Below are 19,979 nucleotides of genomic sequence, written 5' to 3' on the forward strand. Positions count from 1 at the left end.
ACTTGTGCCAGCGGGCAGCATCACGCTGCGTGCTGGCGCAAGCTTTCCTGTGACTTTCCTTGTATAGTCGGCGCTTTGCGCTACAGTGCTTTCATCACGCACAGGGGAGTCTCGCATGCCGCTGACACTGACCTTTACCGATACCGATGAATTGCTGATCGCCGCCTTGCACAAGCGTGCCCGCGCGCATGGACGCAGCATCGAGGACGAGCACCGCGACATCTTGCGCAGCGCCTTGCGGCCGCTGCCGAAGCGCCCGCTCGACGATATTCTGCGCGGCATGCCCGACGTGGGGTTGGATGCGGATTTTGAGCGCCGCCCTTGAGTCATGCCCGTCTATCTGGTCGACACGGATGTGATCGTTGCGGCGCGCAAGGGCGGCGCCGCGCCAGCAGGCGTGGCTACCTTCTTCGAGCGGGTGACGCCAGAGATGCGCTATGTGCCGGTGCAAGTGATCGCGCAATTGCGCGCAGGCATACAGCGCAGCTGGCGGCGCGAAGCGGCGCTGGAAGCACTGGCGCTGGAAGGCTGGCTGGAAGCCGTGCTGGCAGAGTATGCGCCCCGCTTGCTGGAATTCGACCTCGATTGCGCGCTCGTGTGCGCCCGCCTGCATGGTCGCGGCCATGCGCATGGCATCGATGGACAGATCGCGGCGATGGGCATCGCCTATGGCTTGACGGTGGTCAGTGGCAGGCTTGACAGTTTCGCGGCGCAGGGGCTGCGCCTGGAAAATCCGTTTAATTGAAGCTAATTGCGGCTTATTGCGGCTTGTTGTCTTCGTCTGCCAGGGGATCTTCGAACGGGTCGGCCGCGGGGATCGTGTATTTCTCTTCGGCCCAGGCACCCAGGTCGATCTGCTTGCAGCGCTCCGAGCAGAAGGGGCGGAATTTGTTGGCTTCAGTCCATTCGACTTTGGCGGCACAGGTAGGGCAGTTAACGACGGTCATGATGGGGCAAATAAGTAACAATTAAAAATTACAGAGCGTGAGCTCGAACGGGACATCTTCTTCCAGCGGCTTGGGTTTCAAGTCGCCGCCCTGGGTGGTGAAGCGCACCCACAGCATGTATTTGTTGGCGGAAATTTCCGGGATGGCGCCGCTGTTTTCATCCAGGCTCAGGCGCAGCATCTGGTAGACCTTGCCTTGCAGCATTTGCTGGTAGCTGCCGCCATTGGCGATCAGTTTAACGGGTCCGCCGGAATCGCGCAGCAGGCGCAATACGAGGGCCAGCGCGTCGAACAGCGGTGCCAGCGGGGCGAACCAGGCGTGGATATCGGTCAGACGCTGTTCCGAGCTGCGTTTTTGCCAGGCAAAGTATGACGGCAAGTCGAATTCGCAGGCGCCGCCCGGAATGATGGTGCGGCCGCGGATGCTCATCAGCCATTCATTGTCGCGGATATTCTGTCCCGTCTTGCCTTGCGCCGCCACCAGGGCGCCGCTGACGCTGTCGAGTTCGCCGAGGATGGCATCGAGGGTTTCCGGTTCCACGTTGGGATTGCTGCGGTAGCCGAGCAGGCTCTGGCGCTGACGCTCGAGTTCCTGCAGCAGGTCGGACTTCAGGTCGGCGCGGCCGGCCACTTCGAGCATATCGAAAATAGTTGCCAAGGCAACATGGTGCTGCATTGCATGCTCTTGCTGGATGAAGAACTTGAATTTGTCGTACAGGTCTTCCAGCCGCAACAAGGTACGTATGCGTTCGTTGAAAGGGTATTCGTAGACAATCAAAATAATTCCCTTAAGTAAGGACCTGCAAACAATCCCGTGATTTTGAACCAAGCGTCGACAAATTACAAACGTTGCGACCCGATTCCGGCCATTCTTTTTGAAAATGTCAGATATAAATCGTGCAACTGGGCAATCTGCGGCGCCAGGGCGGCCAAATCGCCATTATTGTCGATCACATCGTCCGCCGCCGCCAGGCGCATGGCGCGCGTGGCCTGTGTGGCCATGATGGCTTTGACTTGTTCTTCCGATAAGCCATTGCGCGCCATCACGCGCGATACTTGCAGGCTTTCCAGGCAATCGATGACCAGCACCCGGTTGACCCGCTCCACCCATCCACCGGACTCGACGAGCAGGGGAACGGCAAAGATCACATAGCTGCCTGTTGCCTCGGCGGCCGCCGCCAGAGTGGCCTGGCGGATGCGCGGGTGCAGGATGGCTTCCAGTCTGGCCTTGGCGGCGGCGTCGGCAAACACGAGGTTGCGCATTTTTGTGCGGTCGAGGGCGCCGCGCGCATCGGCGTAGTCGGCGCCGAACTCCGCCACCAGGGCCGGCATGGCCGCGCCATTCGGTGCCGTCAGGTTGTGCGCGATCTGGTCGGTGTCGACGATGGAGGCGCCGCGCGCGGCGAACAGGTCAGCTACCGTGCTCTTGCCGCAGCCGATGCCGCCGGTGAGACCCACGCTGAAATAAGGGACGTTGTGTAGTTGCATGTGTTTATCCATAGGGGCGCTGCTGCGCGGGTCAGCTGGTCAGGCCCATTGTGAGGCGCGACAGGGGCGTGCCGTATAGCAGCGCGATCAGGCCAGCCGCCGCCAGGTAGGGGCCGAACGGAATCGGTTTGTCGCGCCCCCGCTTGGCAAACACGATCAGGCCGATGCCGACCACGGCGCCGACCAGCGACGATAATAAGATGATCGTCGGCAGCATCGTCCAGCCCAGCCACGCACCGAGCGCCGCCAGCAATTTGAAATCACCATAGCCCATCCCCTCCTTGCCTGTCGCCAGTTTGAAGGCCCAGTACACGGCCCACAGGGCCAAGTAGCCGGCGACCGCGCCGATGACGGCTTCCTGCAGGGGCACGAAAGTGCCGTTGATATTGACCAGCAAGCCCGCCCACAGCAGGGGGAAGGTGAGGTCGTCGGGTAGCATTTGCGTATCGGCATCGATGAAGGTCATGGCGATCAGCAGCCAGGCAAACACGAGCGTGGCCAGGCCCGTCCAGCCGCTGCCGAAGTGCCAGACCAGCAGGGCCGACAGCGCGCCAGTCAGCAGCTCGACCAGCGGATAGCGCACGGAGATCGGCGCCTGGCACGCGCTGCACTTGCCACGCAACAGCAGATAGCTGAGGACGGGGATATTTTCCATGGCCGTGATGCGGTGGCCGCAAGCGGTGCAATTCGAGTGCGGCAGCATCAGGTTGTAGCGGTCCGTGTGCGGCAAGGGCAAGCCGCTTTCTTCCGCCACATAATTATCAGATTCGCGCTGCATCATTTTCGGGACGCGGTGGATCACCACATTCAGGAAGCTGCCGACGATCAGGCCGAACAGGGCGGCGACGAGGGCGACGGGCAGATTGCCGGGCGCGGCGAACAGCAGGGTATCTTGCAGCATGGTGGATTTGTCTGAGGTGATGATGTTGCCGCGCAAACATTGCCTGGCACTGCCGCAGTGTAAAACATCTGCTGGCGCATGGGGATGTTTTGCGCAGGGCGTGTAGGAAAACACAATATCCCTCAGTGTCCTCCCTGCCTGTTGCTAAGTAGTTCTTAGGTGGCTCGCTGTGTTTCTTCTCATAAAATTTCGCAGTTTTTTCAGCAATGGCGTTTGAAGAATGCTATCTAATGTTTGCAATATTTTGTGCAATTACAACTTCTAGGCGATGACCTAACATAGACCCATTTTTCAAGCAGTATCGCGCCGTGCGCGCCCTCATTTATGCGAGTGAATTGGCATAGCTAAAAATAAATTAAAGTTTCCTATTGAATATTAAAGTTCCGGCCCAAAGTTGCTTAAAGGGCATTTTCTTAAATAAATTGCAAGGTGGAGCATGGACACTGAAATAGGTATTGAGATTGAGTTCTTCGCCGTTGGTGAGGGAAAGAGAAGTGGCGATGCCATTTCAGTACGGTTCGGCACGCCAGGTAACTATAAGGTGCTGGTATATGACGGTGGCACCAAAACCTCGGGGCAGGCTATCGTTGACCATGTCCGCAAGCACTATGGTGTCGAACGCGTGGATTATCTGGTGAACTCGCACCCTGACGGAGACCACGCATCCGGACTGTCGGTTGTATTGGAGCAGCTCGATGTCGGCGAACTTTGGTTACACCGGCCATGGGCATACAGCGCAGAGATCCGTAACTATTTCCACGACGGGCGGATCACTGATATGAGTCTTGCGCGCCGTTTTCAAGAAAAAATGAGTGCTGCCCACGAACTTGAAGTATTAGCACTGAAAAAAGGGGTACGGGTGTACGAGCCATTCGCGGGCCAAACCATCGCTGGTGTGTTCACAGTGCTCTCGCCCGAAAAGAACTGCTATGTGCATGAGCTGATTCAGGAATTTGCTAAGACGCCGGCTCAGAAAAAAATCACCGCAGCCAACGAGGCATTTGGCATAGCCGATATGTTCAAGTCCGCTATCGCCAAAGTAACTGAATGGATTGATGAAACTTGGGATGTCGAGACTTTGCGTAGCGACGTCTGCACAAGTGCCGAGAACGAAAGTAGCGTCATCTTGTTCGGACAGTTTGGCTCTAGTGGGGTTCTATTGACCGGTGACGCCGGGGTTCGCGCGCTGACTGCGGCCGCTGAGCATGCGGAAAACGTCGGTCTGAATCTGTGCAAGCTGGTGACGTTCGCGCAAATTCCGCATCACGGGAGCCGCAACAACGTGACGAGTGCCGTGCTGGATCGCATTTTCGGCCCTGCGCATGCCACTCAACCTGGTGAGACGCGCCGCATCGCCTTTGTCTCGGCAAGCAAGGAATCGGAAACGCATCCTCGCGCGACAGTCGTGAATGCCTTCATTCGCCGTGGGTTCAAAGTTGTCCAAACGAAGGGCAAGATGATCAGACACCAACGGAACATGCCAGGGCGCGATGGTTGGCGTGCCGTGGAGCATATGCAGTTCTCTACAAAGGTGCAGGCATGGGACTAGACTATTTTTCGAAGCTTACAAGACTTCCTGACGCTTACGATGTTCGGGCCAGGCTCACGCCGGCCTTACTTGCGCTGCTTCCGGTGGTGGCGATCGTCATCGGCCTACATCACGCTGAAATGAAACTGAATGTAGCGGTGCTCAGCTTGTTCGGATTTCTCGGCGTCTTCTATTTTCTGGCCAACCTTTGCAGGGAAATGGGAAAGCGGCATGAGGATCACCTCTTCAAGAAGTGGGGTGGGAAGCCGTCGACCCGGCTACTGCGTCATACTGACACGTTCCTGGATGGGACAACAAAGGGACGCTATCACCGTTTTCTGGAGCGTTGGATAGACTCCTCTTTTCCGACTGCAGAGCAAGAGCGATCCGCCCCGGATGCCGCAGATGAAATTTATCAGGCCGCTGTGCGCTGGCTTCTTGGAAAAACGCGAGACAAAATAAAATACGCCATGCTCTTCAATGAAAACGTGTCGTATGGATTCCGGAGGAACTGCTATGGCATTCGGTGGATTGCGATCTGCATTTCCCTGCTCAGCATTCTTTGGATTCTTGTCGCCCGCGATGTTGTGAATCACACTGGTTTACATGCGGAGAGTCTTCTGCGCTTAGGCATAGGGGGGAATGTTGCAATGCTTATTTCCGTTGTCAGTATAGCAGTATGGATGTTGTTTTTTACGGAAGAGACGGTTAAGACCTCATCCATCAGCTATGCCGACTTCCTGCTTCGCAGCTGCGATACCTTGCCCAAAAAGCGGTAACAGGTTGCCTGGGTAGGATCAGATTGCTGCGCAGGCAAGCCCGCAGGGCTCGCGCGTCCCAATGAAAGTTTGAGGTAAATATGATTTTTATGATCGTCGTGTATTTGTTAGTTATTACCGCAGCTTGTGCCTGGTTTGTTGCAGCCACGCTTCTCGGCCAGGTAACTCCCGCTTACGAGGCAATCCGCGTTGGCTTGGCCTGCTCCGCGACCGCCGGAATCGGTGGTGCATTGCATTGTATTGTTTGAGGGCCGTGTATCTTAGTCGCGCTGTCCGCAACGATTGGAGTCCAGATTGGTACTGGTGGTACTTTCTTAGGCCTCTCGCAAGCTTCATTTGCGGTGGAGCGAGCTGCTTGTTTCTGAAAGCTGGTCTGCTTGTTCTTGAGTCTAAAACGCAAGGCGGCGCGACAGAGGTTGGCTTCTATGCCCTTGCGTTTGTCGCCGGACTCAACGTCGATAAGTTCGTGCAAAAGATCGAGAGTGTCGCCTATGCTGTGTGGGGCATTGAAAAATCTCGGGCTGCGAGCGGTTCAGATCCCCGACAGGGCGGCACGCCAGTTAATACTGGCACGCCTTCCATACCTAGCTAGCCCGTTAGCGCGAAAGTGCGGCATCGATGAATGGCTGTACTTCCGCGCGGTTTTTCAAGATGATTTGAAATTCTCTACAGTCGGTAGGATTGCATACGAGAAGACCATGTCTCTTGAGTGTGTAATAGAGCAATGCTTGCCTACATGGTAAGCTGAGAGTTCCATCGGTCATCCCGTAGTCGAGCTCGATTACCTTCTTGGCGCCGAGACTGAGATCGGGATGAGGGGTAAGAATCAGATCGATGATCGTATCCCATTGATGGTCCGTTTTCGGTACAGGTTTCGTGTCGGTTCCAATCAAGTCAAGGATGCGGGCAAGAACAAAATCCGTGTATTCCTCCCGCTTGTGGCAGAACGCGCGCACATGCCACCTAAAGCCGTCATAAGCGAGTGCATGTGGTGTAATCCATCGTTCTGATGGATCAACCGATGACATGGATTGATACAGCACATGCGCTGATTTTCCTTCCAGAATTGCCCTGTTAATTCGCGCCAGCGTGCGGTCGTCTAGTACACGGGCAGGTGAGGGGGCGATTTCGCATGCAGGTTGACTGCCGATGAAACTAGCCGACGGCTCAAGTATTCCTTCTTTGAGCGCAAAGAGTTCGGCCAGGTAGCGTCTGGCCGAAGTTCTTCCAAATAGGGGCTGGAAGTGTTCGGTAGCTACATAGGCCCTCAACGTCTTGTTGTATTCAAGATTATCTGTGGCAAGACTTATGTAGAGCGCAACATCAAGAGAAGCCTGAGGTGTCGAAATGCCGAAGTGCTCCATTAGGTCCATGCGATTCAGTTGCCCCTGCCAGCGCAGCCGAAAGTCGATGAACTGTAGACGTCGTTCTTGGACTTTGGAAATCGGTTTGCCTTCTTGAGGGCCCCGGTCTTGCATTTCTTTCATAAACAATCCATCTAATAAGTAGACGCGTATAAATTATAGGCGTATAGTTATTGTACGTTAATTCTCATGGAGTGTGTCCCCAATGCCAACCACCTTAACATTTTTCCCTGTTGATAATGGGGATATGACATTGATTACACTGTTCGACCAAGCAGCGACGACGATTCTCATTGACGTTAACGTCAGGACTGCCGCAGACAATCCTGATGATAATGACACGCCAGATGTAATGGTAGATTTGCGTGCCAGGATCAACAGGGATGCCAAGGGACGCCCCTATGTTGACGTCTTCATGTTGAGTCACCCGGATCTTGATCACTGCCGCGGCTTGGAGCGCCACTTCCACCTTGGTAAGCTCGAGGATTATCCTGACGATAAAAAACCGGATAGTGAGAAAAGAATCGTGATCCGTGAAATCTGGTCCTCGCCGATTGTCTTCCGCCGACGCTCGAGCGTGCATAAACTGTCCGACGATGCCGCAGCTTTTAATACGGAGGCCAAACGACGCGTTAACCTGAACAAGCAAACCTCGTGTCAGGTATTGGACGGCGATCGCGTCCGGATCCTCGGGGAGGACATTGACGGAAAGACTGAGGGGATTCCAGGTATCGTCACGAAGGTCGGCGACGAGGTATCCATGATCTGCGGACGCGATTTCTCCAGCTATTTCAAAGCACGGTTGTTGGCCCCGCTGGACGCCGAAGATGATCCGGAGCTTGAAGCCGCTTTTTCAAAGAACCATTCCAGTGTGATCATGAACTTCATGCTCTGGTCAGGTGCAATGCAACGAGATGGAGTCAAATTCCTGACCGGCGGCGACGCTGAGGTGTTGATCTGGAGCCGTCTCTGGGATCAATATAAGAACACCCCGGAGATACTTGAATACGATGTGCTGCAAACCCCGCATCACTGTTCTTGGCACTCGCTTTCGTACGATAGTTGGTCAAAAAAAGAAAAAGACGCGAAGGTCGACGAAAGCGCGCGCAAGGCCCTTAGTCAAGCGCGCGACGGCGCCATCGTTGTCGCGAGCTGCAAGCCGATCGCTGATGACGATTGCGATCCACCGTGCATGGGTGCGAAAGACGAATATGAAGCCATTGTGGACGAGGCAGGCGGTACCTTCATCTGTACTGGCGAGTACCCGGATCCGCAGGCGACTAAGTCATACGTACTGACCGTGAGTGAGCAAGGGGCGAGAAAACCGACTGGCAAGGATGCGGCGGCAAAACTGGCGGGCCTAGCAAGCACGGCATCTGTTCCGATGCCACACGGGTGAGCTGATGAGCCTGTTCGATATCGCTTTTGAGCAACTCCGCAATCACAAGGCTGTCAGCAACCTCACGTTAGTTGCTCGCAACGATCAGTTTCTTACGGTGGAAGCGGACGTCGCTGTCTCGTTACCTAGCCGCGCTGTGCGTATAGGGCAGTCCTTGACAGGGGTACGTGCAGTGGAACGGTGCACGTTTCCCTTCACGGCCGAATGGCCACTTCGCGCCCCGCGGATTAGGTTGCGACCGGATTTCCCCGTCAACTTTCCTCATATCAATCCGCATCGTGCCGGGCAGCCTGTGTCGCCTTGCCTTTTTGACGGCTCGATTGACGAGTTGCAAAGTCGGTTTGGTTTGGCTGGGGTACTAGATCAACTGGTGGACTGGCTTGAGAAGGCTGCGGCGGGGCAGCTGATCGATGATCAACATGGATGGGAGCCAACCAGGCGGGATGATGTGTCGGCACAGTTGGTCTTTGATGCGGACGATTTGCTGTCTCGGCTGCCAACTGATGGAGGCATTGTTGCTCTGTCCACAAACTATTTTGGTAGTGAGCGTTTCCTCCTTGGTCAGATTTTAGCCGACGATGCGGTCCGACCAGAAGAGTTTCGCCTGAGTACCGAGTTAATCAAGAACGCGGATGGGCGGTGGTCGCATGGGATCACCCTTACATTCATTGCACGTGCTCAGAATGTAGACGGGAAGGCCCCTGTTTTCGATCAGTACAGACCCGATACCGTTGTCGATATCGCTTCGCTGGTCGAACGTGCGACTTCCCTGGGCATAGATGGCGCTGCATTGGAAGCTGCGGTCGTTGGCTTTCTAAAAGCGGCTGATTCAACCATTTCGTTCAATCGAGAGACAGACAATGAAATTTTCGCTCTGGTCGTTCTGGCAGCTCGGCGTCCCGTCGAGCTCGTCGGCGCAAGAGAGCGCGATGTTGAATTTATTCCCTACGTCGTACGTTTTTTCGGTAATCTGAGGGCGTATACGATCGATGTGAAGGCGGCCTATCACGCTTACGCCTTGTCGCCGAGCTTGCTGATGCGTACGTCAGGCTTCAAGGGCACTGATCCACGTCGAACGATCATCCTGGCCGGATGTGGCAGCTTAGGATCGAAGATCGGGATGCATATGGGACGTGCTGGCTTTGGTAATTTTCGTTTTGTCGACACGGATTGGTTGGCGCCTCATAATATGGCCCGCCATGCTCTGCTAAGCAATAACTTCGCCACGAGGATCCCACAGAAAGCGGAGTTAATGAAGGAGGCTTTTGCGATCCTGTCGCACCGGGACTGTGAAGCATTCGTAAAGGATTTCGGCGAGGCGCTCCGCGATGAGGCTTCATTGCGCGAGCTCGGTGGCATGGACGAAGCAGTTTTCATCGATGCTACTGCATCACTTGCCGTACTCACGGCAGAGACTCTTCCTGGTCCTCTCGATTCCTCGCCAGCACGCCTCATTCGGACGCTCATGTACGGGCAGGGTAGGTGTGCGCTTGTACTTCTTGAAGGGGGGCACCGTTCGTCTCGCGTGGACGACTTGACGGCGGCATTTTTCAACGAGTGCCGCCAGTCGCCGGAACTACGCGCAGCAGTGGTTGGAGAGTCTGCGGATGCAACAAGGCTTTTTGTTGGAGATAATTGCAGCTCCCTGACAACCCCAATGCCAGATAGTTTGGTTTCGCGCGCGGCATCAATGGTATCGATACGGATCGAGCAATGGTTGCAAGACGGATTGCCTGACCAGGGCCAGATGTGCTTCAGTATTGCGGATGCCGGTGGTATCGGTGCAGCCTGGTTTGAACGCTTATCCGGCCCGACGGTCGTCCTGCGACCGAGAGTTGAGGACGGGTGGACAGTTCGAGTTCTGGACACTGTAGTCGCGGAAATCGACAAAGATGTGGCGAAGTGGCATCCGCTCGAAACTGGCGGCGCTCTTATCGGGCACGTCGATCAAGCTACGCGAACGATGATCATCGCAGCGGTGATCGAAGCTCCGCTGGACAGTATTAGAGAAGACGCCAAGTTCGTTCTGGGGGTTGAGAATCTTGAGAAAATTCTTCGTTCAGCGCATGCAGACTCTGCTGGGCACCTCCACTTTGTAGGATCCTGGCACAGCCATCCGATGGGAGGCAGGCACTCTGAATTGGACCGTGAAACACTCGCACGTCTATGTATCAATAGTCCCGGCTTGCCTATGGTTTCGCTTGTCTGGACACCACAGGGCCTGATCGGCGAGGTAGGGATGTGGTGATCTGTCGGACTCTGGAGGAGCGATGCCGTAATATGTGGAGAGAAGTCACTACCTTGCTAAGCGATGGGTGCTGGAAAACAACCAAGTTGCTAGCTGATTCCGAGCGGCAACGCGCCATGTGAGCCTAAGTTGTATCAAGCGACGGCATGGCCTTGCTCAGTAGCTCGTAAGAACCACATTCTTGCGGCTACGTAGTCGATTGGGACACCGTCGCCCTGGCGATGCATGAGGACTGGCGACATTGATTTGGGCATCGGTACGTCTAAGCTCTGCTTCGAACGCCCATCGTGATACGGTATGTTGCACCGAGTGCTGGCTCATCGAACGCTTCCATCATGTCTCATCACTGAGAACCTACAGGCGCGTAGTCAAATCACCGCCCCCAGCTTGAAAATCGGCAAATACAGGGCGATCACGAGGGAACCGACGAGCACGCCCAGCACCACCATCAGCGCCGGTTCCAGCAGCGTGGAAAGGGCGGCCACGGTGGCGTCGATGTCGGCCTCGATGATGTCGGCCGCGCGCGACAGCATGGCGTCGAGGGCGCCCGATTCCTCGCCGATCAGGGTCAGTTGCGTCAGCAGCGGGGGAAACACGCCGCTGTGTTCCATGGCCAGGGCCAGGCTGCCGCCGGCGCGGATTTCGCGTTCGATGCGCGTCGTCGCTTCCTGGTACAGCGCGTGGCCGGAGGCGGCTCCCACCAGGCCGAGAGAGTCGAGCAGTGGCACGCCGGCGGCGAACATGGCCGCCAGGGTGCGCGTCCAGCGGGCGATTGCCGCCTTGCGCAAGAGGGGGCCGAAGACGGGCAGGCGCAGCGCCCGTAGTTGCGTGTTGCGCCGCCACGCGGGATAGCGGCGCCAGGCCAGGTGCAGCAGCAGGCAAGCGAGCAGCAGCGCCGCCAGCAAGGCCAGCCAGTAGCGGACAACAAAGGCGGACACGCCCATGACGACCAGGGTGGGCAGCGGCAACGGTGCGCCAAAGCTGTCGAAGACCTGGCGGAAAGCGGGCACGACCACGCTCATGATGATGGCCGTGACAACGATGGCGACGAGTACGATGGCCAGCGGATACATCAGCGCGCCGCGTACCTTCCGTCGCAGGGCGATGGCCTTTTCCTGGTGCGTGGCCAGGCGCGCCAGCAAGTCCTGCACGATGCCGGCCTGTTCGCCTGCCGCCAGCAGATTGCAATACAGTTCGTCAAACAGCAGGGGGAACTTGCGGAACGCCTGCTGCAGGCTGCTGCCCGCTTCGATATCGTGGCGCAAGTCGCGCATCAGCTCGGTGACGGCGGGTTTGGCGTGGCCCTTGCCGGCGATGTCGAAGGCGTGCAGCAGCGGCACCCCGGCTGCCATCATGGTCGACAACTGGCGCGTGAACAGGGCGATATCCTTGCGCGTGATGGCCTTGCCGGGCGCGCTGCGCGCTGCCTGCACACGTGTAGCCAGGATGCCTTCGCGTCGTAGCGCGGCCTTGGCGGCGCTGGCGTCGGCGGCGCGCAAGACGCCATCGACCGCCTTGCCATGGCGGTCCGTGCCCTTCCACGCAAAGCGCCGCTCGGCCGCCATGTGCACCTCCTGCCGTCACGTTAGCAGCGTGGGGCAAAAGCACCAGCGGCGCTGGCGGCAAGCTTGATGTGGCTCAGCCTTTTGTGGTTTGTACTTCCGTCTGCACAACGGCCTGGGCCTTCACGTCGGCCGCATCATCCTCGTCGCTGTCCGTGCCCTTGCTGATGCTTTCGCCATCGTCGCGGCGCAAGGTCCAGAAGGTCAGCGAGGACAGCACCGTCAGCGCGGCCAGGGTCAGAAAGGCGTGGTGCAGGGCCGTGCTGAGCATTGCACGGTCCGACTGCGGCATGTCGCCCAGGTACCAGCCCGTGATCAGCGAACCGAAGGCGAGGCCAAAGCTCATCGACAGTTGCTGCATCGAGCTGGCGATGGTGCTGGCCATGCTCGAATCGCTCTTGTCGACGTCGGCATACGCGATGGTGTTCATGCTGGAAAACTGCAGCGAATTGAAAAAGCCCATGCACAGGCTGATGGCGACGATCACGTACAGGGGCGTCCCCACGCCCACCTGCGAAAACATGGCGATGGTGACGCCGATCAGCACGGTGTTGACGATCAGTACCTGGCGGTAGCCGAAGCGTGCCAACACGCGCGCGGAAATGAATTTCATGCCCATGGCGGCCGCGGCCGACGGCATCATCAGCAAGCCCGATTGCCAGGCGGGCAAGCCCAGGCCCAGCTGGTACAGCAGCGGCAGCAGGAAGGGCAGGCCGCCCACGCCCAGGCGCGTGACGAAGCCGCCCACGACGGAGACGCGGAAGGTGCGGATCTTGAACAGGGTCAGGCGCAGCAGCGGATGCAGCACTTCACTCGAATGCCAGACATACGCGGCCAGCAGGCTGATGGAGATGAACAGCAGCACGGCAAACGAGGTGCCGTCGATGCGGTGTTCGCCGAAGATTTCCAGCAGCCACGACAGCAGCGCGATGCCCGTGCCGAACAGCACCAGGCCGATCAGGTCCAGCGGACGGGGCTTGTCGCCATAGTAATCGGGCATGTAGCGGTGCGCCAGGTACAGCGCCACCAGGCCGACAGGTACGTTGACGAAGAAAATCTCGCGCCACGACAGCCAGTGCACGATCAGCCCGCCCACCGTGGGTCCCAGCAGGGGGCCGATCAGGGCGGGGATGATGACGAAATTCATGGCCGCCAGCAATTGCGACTTGGGAAAGGTGCGGATGATGGTGAGCCTGCCCACCGGCATCATCATGGCCGCGCCCACCCCTTGCAGCAGGCGCGCAGCCACCAGCATGGGCGCATTCACGGACAGGCCGCACAGGATGGAGGCGAGGGTAAAGATGGCGACGGCGGCGGAAAACACGCGCCGCGTGCCGAAGCGGTCGGCCATCCAGCCGCTGATGGGAATGCACACGGCCAGGCTCAGGATGTAGCTGGTGACGACGGCCTTCAGGCTCAGTGGCGTCACGTTCAGGCTGGCGGCCATGGCGGGGATGGCGGTGTTGACGATGGTGGAGTCGAGTTGCTCCATGAACAGGGCGGTGGCGACCACCCAGGGAAGGTAGCTTTTGATCGGGGAACTGGTCATGGATGCGAGCCTGAGGAGAAAAAACGGAGCCGACAGTACGACGAATTGTCACATAAATGGCGCAGGCGTGCCGCCCACGCCATTCATTTTGGCAGCGTGCCGCGGGCTTAGTCCATGGAACATTTGTTCCATGGCAATAGATTGCCGGCAAGGCTAACATGTGTTTTCCGGCAGCTCCGGCCTCTTTTCCTCGAAAGTCACACCACATGAAAAATGCATTTACGTTCCTTGTCCTGGGCGCGGCCCTGTCCGCATGTGGTGGCAGCAGCGATGGCGGCAAGCCTGAGGTGCCCATCACCCCGCCCGTCGTGGTCACGCCTCCTGTTACACCCGTCGACAGCGTGGCCGTGGCGTCAGCCGCCGTGGCCAAGGAGGCCGGCTTGAGCGTCATTGCGGGCGCCAGCGCCGATGAAAGCGTGTATGACGTGGCCGCCGATATCGGCGACACCTGGCGCATCACCTTCGACAACGTCAAGAAAACTTACGCCATCCGCGTGCTGTCGACGCAGTTCGGCTTGAGCGACCGCAGCGGTACGTTCAGCGCCACCACCGTTGGCAATCTCACCACCTACACGGCAACGGATTTCAGCGTCACCGTCGATGCGCGCACGCGTCTCCTGTCGGGCAATATCAAATTGGGTAATATGGTCTCGACCGTCAGCGGCACCGGTTATGCGGTGAGCGATGTGGCCAAGCTGGCCGGCAGCTATATCTTCCTGGGCGCCATGCGCAATGCCTCGAACGGCGGCGAACGTTTCAATCCGAAAGGCAGTCTCAAGGTGGCGGCCGATGGCAGCGCGCAACTGTGCAATGGCGGCGCGTTCAATGCGCAAGGCGTGTGTTCTGCGGTATCGCCGCAGCTGGAAGCGGAAAACGCCAGCCTGACCCTGGTCAAGGATGCGAAGAACGGCTTGCTCGTCGCCCGCCAGGGTGACCAGGACTTCGGCATCGTGCACGTGCATGCGGGGGACCGGGGGCTGGCGCTGTTCATCGACCGCTACAGCCGCAACCAGCAGAACGTGCTGCGCGTGGGCACCATCGTGGCGGCCAAACAGCAAAAGATCGGCACCGAAATCGCCGGCAGTTACGCTTGTGCGGCGTCGGGCATCAGCGCGAACATCGTCGTTGCCGGCAGCACCGCCACCATCACCAACAACACCGCTGGCAAGACGCACGCCGAAACCATCACCACCAACAAGCTGGGCCTGGGCGCGCTGGCCGTCGATTTCGATGGCATCGCCGTGTTCAAGGATCCGGCCGACGTGCCGGCAGATTATTCGATGTTCATGCCTGTGTCGTCGAGCATGGCGGTTGAGTTTTCGACCGACCGCTCGTACATGGGCATGTGCTTGAAAAATTAGTCGCTAGCGTTTGATGTGATCCAGCGCAGCCAGCAGCGGTATGGCGGCATCGGCAATCCGCTCCAGGCTGGCCTCGCGCAGGGCGGCGGTGTCCACCGTGTGGCCGGAGTCCAGCCCCGCCCAGCGCAGCAGCGCCGAACACGCGGCGGGCGTGTCGAACATGCCGTGCAAATAGCTGCCGAGGATTTGCCCGTCGCCCGACATGGCTCCTTCCGGCCGCCCATCGATGACAAAGGCCGGCTGCGCCAGCGCCGCGCCATGCGAGAGTCCCATGTGGATTTCATAGCCTGCCACGGGCGCATCGGCCGCGCCGGAAAACGCGCAGTAGCCGCTCACTTGTTCCAGGCGTTTTTCGCTCGTCAGCTCCGTCACCATGTCCAGCAATCCCAGCGCCGTTGACTCTCCCGCCGCGCCTTCCACGCCCAGCGGATCGCGCACGCTTTGCCCCAGCATCTGGAAGCCGCCACAGATGCCGAGCACCTTGCCGCCGTAGCGCAGGTGTTTTGCCAGGTAGGCGGGCCAGCCTTGCTGCTGCAGCCAGGCCAGGTCGCCCCGCGTGTTTTTACTGCCAGGCAGGATTACCAGGTCGGCCGGCGGAATCGGCTGCCCTTGCTGGACGAATTGCAGGTCGATATCGGGGTGGGCGCGCAGCGCGTCGACATCCGTGTGGTTGCTGATGCGCGGCAGTTGCGGCACCACCACCTTGAAGGCGCCGCGTTCGGCCTGCATCGCTTCGACGGCATCTTCCGCGTCGAGGAACAAGCCTTGCAGGTAGGGCAGCACGGCCAGCACGGGTTTGCCCGTCTGCTGTTCCAGCCACTCGATGCCTGGCGTGAGCAGCGAGACGTCGCCGCGGAAGCGGTTGATGACGAAGCCCAGGATGCGCGCCCGCTCACTGTCGGACAGACAGGCCAGGGTGCCGATGATGTGGGCGAAGACGCCGCCCCGGTCGATGTCGGCCACCAGGATCACGGGACAGTCGACGGCTTCGGCAAAGCCCATGTTGGCGATGTCGCGCGCGCGCAAATTGACTTCGGCGGGACTGCCCGCGCCTTCGACGACGACTGCGTCGTACTGCTGGCGCAAGCGCGTGTAGGATTCCAGCACGGCGCCCATGGCGATGGTCTTGTATTGCTGGTAGTCGCGCGCATCCATCTCGGCGCGCACCTTGCCGTGGATGATCACTTGCGCGCCCGTGTTCGACGATGGTTTCAAAAGTACCGGATTCATGTCCGTGTGCGGCGCAATGCCGCACGCCAGCGCCTGCAAGGCTTGCGCGCGGCCGATCTCGCCGCCGTCGCTCGTTACGGCGCTATTCAAGGCCATGTTTTGCGGCTTGAACGGCGCTACCATCACGCCACGGCGTTTCAACAATCGACACAGGGCCGCGACGATGGTGCTCTTGCCCGCATCCGACGTCGTGCCTTGCACCATCAGCGCTGGAAACGGCACTTGCTGCGTCATGGGACGGCTTTCGTGCGGTGCTGGCGGGCCGCTTCCAGCTGCTCGCACATGGCGGCCGTACCTTCGATCATGCGCGGGCCGGCGCGGTTCAGCAGGTCGCCATTCAGGCGGAACAGGTTATTCTTGCGCACGGCCGTCATCGACGGGAAGGCGCGCCACATAGCCAGGCCGCCTTCGCTGCGCGGATCGCTTTTTTCGCTTGTCCCGAAGATGACTTCCGGGTCTTCCTGCAGCACACCTTCCGGCGTGACGACGGGCGCTACCACCTTCATCGCGGCAAAGATGTTCTGCGCGCCGCATACGCGCATGGAGTCGCTGATGATGCTCGCGCCGCTCAAGGTATATAACGGTTTGTCCCATACCTGGTAAAACACGCGCACGGGCGGGCGCTGCGCGTATTGCGCCGTCAAGCTGGCCAGCTTGGCGCGCAGCTGGGCGGCGGCCGGCTTGGCGACTTTTTCCGTGCCCATCAACTGGCCCAGGCGCTCCATGCTGTCGGGGATGTCGGCCAGCTTGCGCGGTTCGCTGTGATAGATGGGCACCTTCAGCTGGCGCAGCATGGCGATCTGACGTTCGGCACTGCCATGCATCCACACGACGATGAGGTCCGGCTTCAAGGCAATGATGCGCTCCATGTCGTACTGGCGGTTGTCGCCCACTTGCGTGATTTTCTTTGCCGCTTCCGGATAGTCGCTGTAGCTGACGACGCCGGCGATCTTCTCGCCGCCGCCGGCCGCGAACAGCAGCTCCGTCACATGCGGCGCCAGCGCCAGGATGCGCTGCGCCGGTTTTTCCAAAGTGACGGTATTGCCGTCGTCGTCGCGCACGGTGATGGCGGCGTGTGTTTGCAGCGAGACCAGTCCGGCCAGCAGCAGTGCTGTTTTCAAGTGGTTCATGTGTGCTTCCATGTGGTGAGGGCTTGCTGCAGGCGCAGCCAGGCGTGTTCGTCGGGGGGCAAGCCCAGGCGGATGCCATGGGCCGCGTGGCGGAACAGGCGCACCCAGATGCCCGATTCTGCCATGTGGCGCCAGAACGCTTCGGCGCGTGCTTCCGGCCACCACTGGAACAGCGCCGTGCCGTTGCTGGCGATGCCGTGCGCGGCCAACAACTGGCGCAGGCGCTCGCCATCGCCGCGCAGGCGTTCGCGCATCGCCTCCTGCCAGTGCGTATCGTTCAAGGCGGCCAGCGCCACCTGCTGCGCCGGACCGCTGACGGTCCACGGTCCAAGCATGTCGGCCAGTTGCACCAGCAGGGCGGGATGGGCGGCGACAAAACCCAGGCGCAATCCCGCCAGGCCAAAGAATTTGCCCACCGAGCGCAGCACGATCAGGCCCGGCTGGCCTGTGTGCGGCCCGAGGCTTGCTTGCGCTTCCGTGTCGCCGAACGCTTCATCGACCACCAGCCAGCCGCCGCGCGCGGCCAGCTTGCCCGACCATTCCAGCAGCAGTGCGGGAGCGATGCGCTCACCGGTGGGATTGTTCGGATTGCAGATGACCAGCACGTCGCAGTGGTCGATGGCATCGGCCAGCTGCGCATACGGCACTTGTCGCAATTCGTGACCGTGCTGGCCCCAGTGGTGCGCGTGTTCCGCATACGACGGCGCGGCGACCACCACGCGCGACGGCGCGCGCAGCCGGGGCAGGGCCTGGATGGCAGCTTGCGTGCCGGCGATCGGCAGCATGGCTGGTGCACCGTAATAGGCACAGGCGGCTGCCGCCAGCGCAGGATCGGCTTCCGGCAGCCGGTGCCAGGCGCTGGCGCTGCTGGCGGGCACGGGATAGCCGTGCGGATTGATGCCGGTCGACAGGTCGATCCAGTCGGCCAGTGGTCGTCCATATTCGCGCGCGGCGTCGCGCAGGTTGCCGCCATGTTCAAGCAAGGTATTTCCCTTTCAGGTAGAACAGGCCCGCCAGCAGTGCCATCCAGATCAGCCACAACACGGCCGTCTCGGCCACCAGGCGCCAGGCGCGGTCGATATCGCGCGCTTCGGCCGGGCGTCCGCTACCCAGTGGCGGACGCTGTTCCAGTTCACCGTCGTAGATGGCGTCGCCGCCCAAAGCCAGGCCCAGGGCGCCGGCGCCGCTGGCCATCACGGGTCCCGCGTTCGGGCTGCCCCAGCTGGGCGCCTGCGTGCGCCAGCAGTGCCAGGCGCGTTTTTTGTCGGCCATGTTCTTGCCCAGCATGACATACGACAGGGCCGTCAGGCGCGCCGGCAGGTAATTCAAGACGTCGTCGATGCGTGCGGCGCAGCAGCCGAACCAGTCGTAGCGCTCGTTGCGGTAGCCCCACATGGCGTCGAGCGTATTCGACAGGCGGAATAGCACGGCGCCGGGGCCGCCCGCCACGGCAAACCAGAACAGTGTGCCGAAGACGGCGTCGTTGCCGTTTTCCAGCAGGGATTCCGTGCTGGCCTTGGCCAGGCTGGCCGCATCGGCATTGGCCGTGTCGCGGCTGACGATGCGCGCCGTCAGCAGGCGCGCGTTGTCCAGGTCATCGATGGCCAGGGCGTCGGCGATCGGTTGATTGTGGTCGCGCAGGCTGCGCAGGCCCAGGCAAAGATAGAGCAGGACGACGTGGAGGGCGGCGCCGGCCAGGCCGCACAGCCAGTAGGCGGCATAGCTGATGGGCAGCACGGCCAGCAACCACGCCAGCGCACCGCGCAGCAAACGCCCACGGCCCCGGTTCAGCAGGCGTTCCAGAGCGCTGGCGAAGCGGCCAAAACCCACCAGCGGATGCCAGCGGCGCGTTTCTCCCAGCAGCAGGTCGAGCAGCACGCCGGCCGTCATCAAGGCGGCCAGCATGGGCAGCGACAAGCCGCTCAGCATGGACCGCCTTTCAGGTACAGGGGCAGGCCGGCGGCGACAAAGACAGCCTTGTCGCAAACGGCCGCCACGGCCTGGTTCAAGCGGCCCGCTTCATCGGTGAAGCAGCGCGAAATGGCGCCGTAGGGCACGATGCCCATGCCCACTTCATTCGATACCAGCACAATGTCGCAAGCTGTGTCTTCGATTTCCGCCAGCGCATACAGCAGGTGCGCGCGCTCGCTGTGGAACAGTTCGGGCAGGGTGATGTCGCCCACATCCGGATACGTCTCGCCAGTGGAAAACATCAGGTTCGTCAGCCACAGGGTCAGGCAGTCGACCAGCAGCAGCCTGCCGGGCCGGGCTTCCCGCAGGATGGCGTCGCCCAGGCGCAGCGGTTCTTCGATAGTCACCCACCCGGCCGGGCGCTGCGCGCGGTGATGCGTGATACGCGTGGCCATCTCGCCGTCACCCGCCTGCGCCGTGGCGAGGTAGAGTACTTCCTTGCCGGACTCGCGGGCCAGCGTTTCCGCATAAGCGCTCTTGCCGGAACGGGCGCCGCCGAAGACCAGTGTGCGCGTCATGGCGC

The 19,979-nt window shown here is 60.0% G+C and carries 20 protein-coding genes; 8 read left to right on the forward strand and 12 right to left on the reverse strand.

Features of this window, described 5'->3' with window-relative positions; genetic code table 11:
• Window positions 1-115 precede the first annotated feature (115 nt).
• Both AC3IQ7_RS05705 and AC3IQ7_RS05710 read left to right on the forward strand, forming a co-directional pair.
• Entirely contained in the window at window positions 116-325 is a 210-nt protein-coding gene (locus AC3IQ7_RS05705) for a FitA-like ribbon-helix-helix domain-containing protein (RefSeq protein WP_070219361.1), read from the forward strand.
• A 3-nt stretch (window positions 326-328) separates the two neighbouring features.
• On the forward strand, window positions 329-745 hold the full coding sequence (locus tag AC3IQ7_RS05710) for a PIN domain-containing protein (protein WP_322426454.1): 417 nt from the start codon (window positions 329-331) through the stop codon (window positions 743-745).
• 13 nt (window positions 746-758) lie between these two features.
• Here AC3IQ7_RS05710 and yacG read toward each other — a convergent pair whose 3' ends face one another.
• From yacG to AC3IQ7_RS05730, 4 genes are all read right to left on the reverse strand, one after another.
• Window positions 759-950: a DNA gyrase inhibitor YacG gene (gene yacG / locus AC3IQ7_RS05715; RefSeq protein ID WP_034748814.1), complete on the reverse strand. Its 192-nt coding sequence runs from the start codon at window positions 948-950 to the stop codon at window positions 759-761.
• An 18-nt stretch (window positions 951-968) separates the two neighbouring features.
• Complete coding sequence (gene zapD / locus AC3IQ7_RS05720; RefSeq protein WP_034748811.1) at window positions 969-1,724, reverse strand: cell division protein ZapD; 756 nt, start codon at window positions 1,722-1,724, stop codon at window positions 969-971.
• 62 nt (window positions 1,725-1,786) lie between these two features.
• Entirely contained in the window at window positions 1,787-2,434 is a 648-nt protein-coding gene (gene coaE / locus AC3IQ7_RS05725; protein WP_489208574.1) for a dephospho-CoA kinase, read from the reverse strand.
• 31 nt (window positions 2,435-2,465) lie between these two features.
• The gene (locus AC3IQ7_RS05730; RefSeq protein WP_489208575.1) at window positions 2,466-3,335 is read right to left on the reverse strand and encodes a prepilin peptidase; all 870 of its coding nucleotides are present in this window, start codon (window positions 3,333-3,335) and stop codon (window positions 2,466-2,468) included.
• A 436-nt stretch (window positions 3,336-3,771) separates the two neighbouring features.
• Between AC3IQ7_RS05730 and AC3IQ7_RS05735 the strand changes: the two genes are divergently transcribed.
• The 3 genes from AC3IQ7_RS05735 (at window position 3,772) to AC3IQ7_RS05745 (ending at window position 6,234) form a co-directional block, all read left to right on the forward strand.
• Window positions 3,772-4,884, forward strand: a complete 1,113-nt coding sequence (locus tag AC3IQ7_RS05735; protein WP_489208576.1) for a ComEC/Rec2 family competence protein — start codon at window positions 3,772-3,774, stop codon at window positions 4,882-4,884.
• Window positions 4,875-5,642: a hypothetical protein gene (locus AC3IQ7_RS05740; protein ID WP_489208577.1), complete on the forward strand. Its 768-nt coding sequence runs from the start codon at window positions 4,875-4,877 to the stop codon at window positions 5,640-5,642. The genes AC3IQ7_RS05735 and AC3IQ7_RS05740 overlap by 10 nt, the downstream gene beginning before the upstream one ends.
• 355 nt (window positions 5,643-5,997) lie before the next feature.
• Window positions 5,998-6,234 (forward strand): hypothetical protein, encoded by a 237-nt coding sequence (locus AC3IQ7_RS05745; protein WP_489208578.1) that lies wholly within the window; start codon window positions 5,998-6,000, stop codon window positions 6,232-6,234.
• A 4-nt stretch (window positions 6,235-6,238) separates the two neighbouring features.
• Here AC3IQ7_RS05745 and AC3IQ7_RS05750 read toward each other — a convergent pair whose 3' ends face one another.
• Entirely contained in the window at window positions 6,239-7,129 is an 891-nt protein-coding gene (locus tag AC3IQ7_RS05750; RefSeq protein ID WP_489208579.1) for a helix-turn-helix transcriptional regulator, read from the reverse strand.
• A gap of 82 nt (window positions 7,130-7,211) precedes the next feature.
• Here AC3IQ7_RS05750 and mblB point away from each other — a divergent pair, with 82 nt between their 5' ends.
• Window positions 7,212-8,405, forward strand: coding sequence for an anti-phage 6A-MBL system MBL-fold protein (mblB, locus tag AC3IQ7_RS05755; RefSeq protein WP_489208580.1), 1,194 nt, complete (start codon window positions 7,212-7,214; stop codon window positions 8,403-8,405).
• 4 nt (window positions 8,406-8,409) lie between these two features.
• Window positions 8,410-10,653, forward strand: coding sequence for an anti-phage 6A-MBL system cap2_3 protein (gene cap2-3 / locus AC3IQ7_RS05760; protein WP_489208581.1), 2,244 nt, complete (start codon window positions 8,410-8,412; stop codon window positions 10,651-10,653).
• Window positions 10,654-11,021: 368 nt separating this feature from the next.
• Here the strand turns inward: cap2-3 and AC3IQ7_RS05765 are convergent, their stop codons facing one another.
• The gene (locus AC3IQ7_RS05765; RefSeq protein WP_489208582.1) at window positions 11,022-12,218 is read right to left on the reverse strand and encodes a type II secretion system F family protein; all 1,197 of its coding nucleotides are present in this window, start codon (window positions 12,216-12,218) and stop codon (window positions 11,022-11,024) included.
• A gap of 73 nt (window positions 12,219-12,291) precedes the next feature.
• Complete coding sequence (locus AC3IQ7_RS05770) at window positions 12,292-13,764, reverse strand: DHA2 family efflux MFS transporter permease subunit (RefSeq protein WP_233516285.1); 1,473 nt, start codon at window positions 13,762-13,764, stop codon at window positions 12,292-12,294.
• A 206-nt stretch (window positions 13,765-13,970) separates the two neighbouring features.
• Between AC3IQ7_RS05770 and AC3IQ7_RS05775 the strand changes: the two genes are divergently transcribed.
• Window positions 13,971-15,125, forward strand: coding sequence for a hypothetical protein (locus tag AC3IQ7_RS05775; protein WP_489208583.1), 1,155 nt, complete (start codon window positions 13,971-13,973; stop codon window positions 15,123-15,125).
• A 3-nt stretch (window positions 15,126-15,128) separates the two neighbouring features.
• Here the strand turns inward: AC3IQ7_RS05775 and AC3IQ7_RS05780 are convergent, their stop codons facing one another.
• Genes AC3IQ7_RS05780 through cobU form a run of 5 tightly spaced genes read right to left on the reverse strand, consistent with a single transcriptional unit; the run spans window position 15,129 to window position 19,974 of the window.
• Window positions 15,129-16,589, reverse strand: coding sequence for a cobyric acid synthase (locus AC3IQ7_RS05780; RefSeq protein WP_489208584.1), 1,461 nt, complete (start codon window positions 16,587-16,589; stop codon window positions 15,129-15,131).
• Window positions 16,586-17,485 (reverse strand): cobalamin-binding protein, encoded by a 900-nt coding sequence (locus AC3IQ7_RS05785; protein WP_099379789.1) that lies wholly within the window; start codon window positions 17,483-17,485, stop codon window positions 16,586-16,588. The genes AC3IQ7_RS05780 and AC3IQ7_RS05785 overlap by 4 nt, the downstream gene beginning before the upstream one ends.
• Window positions 17,482-18,468, reverse strand: coding sequence for a threonine-phosphate decarboxylase CobD (gene cobD, locus AC3IQ7_RS05790; RefSeq protein ID WP_099379790.1), 987 nt, complete (start codon window positions 18,466-18,468; stop codon window positions 17,482-17,484). Before cobD ends, AC3IQ7_RS05785 begins: the two co-directional genes overlap by 4 nt.
• Window positions 18,461-19,414 (reverse strand): adenosylcobinamide-phosphate synthase CbiB, encoded by a 954-nt coding sequence (gene cbiB / locus AC3IQ7_RS05795; RefSeq protein ID WP_322426446.1) that lies wholly within the window; start codon window positions 19,412-19,414, stop codon window positions 18,461-18,463. The genes cobD and cbiB overlap by 8 nt, the downstream gene beginning before the upstream one ends.
• Window positions 19,408-19,974 carry a bifunctional adenosylcobinamide kinase/adenosylcobinamide-phosphate guanylyltransferase gene (cobU, locus tag AC3IQ7_RS05800; protein ID WP_322426445.1) on the reverse strand — a complete coding sequence of 189 codons (567 nt, stop codon included), beginning with the start codon at window positions 19,972-19,974 and terminating at the stop codon, window positions 19,408-19,410. The genes cbiB and cobU overlap by 7 nt, the downstream gene beginning before the upstream one ends.
• Window positions 19,975-19,979 lie beyond the last annotated feature (5 nt).

Source organism: Janthinobacterium sp. GL_088, assembly GCF_057837845.1.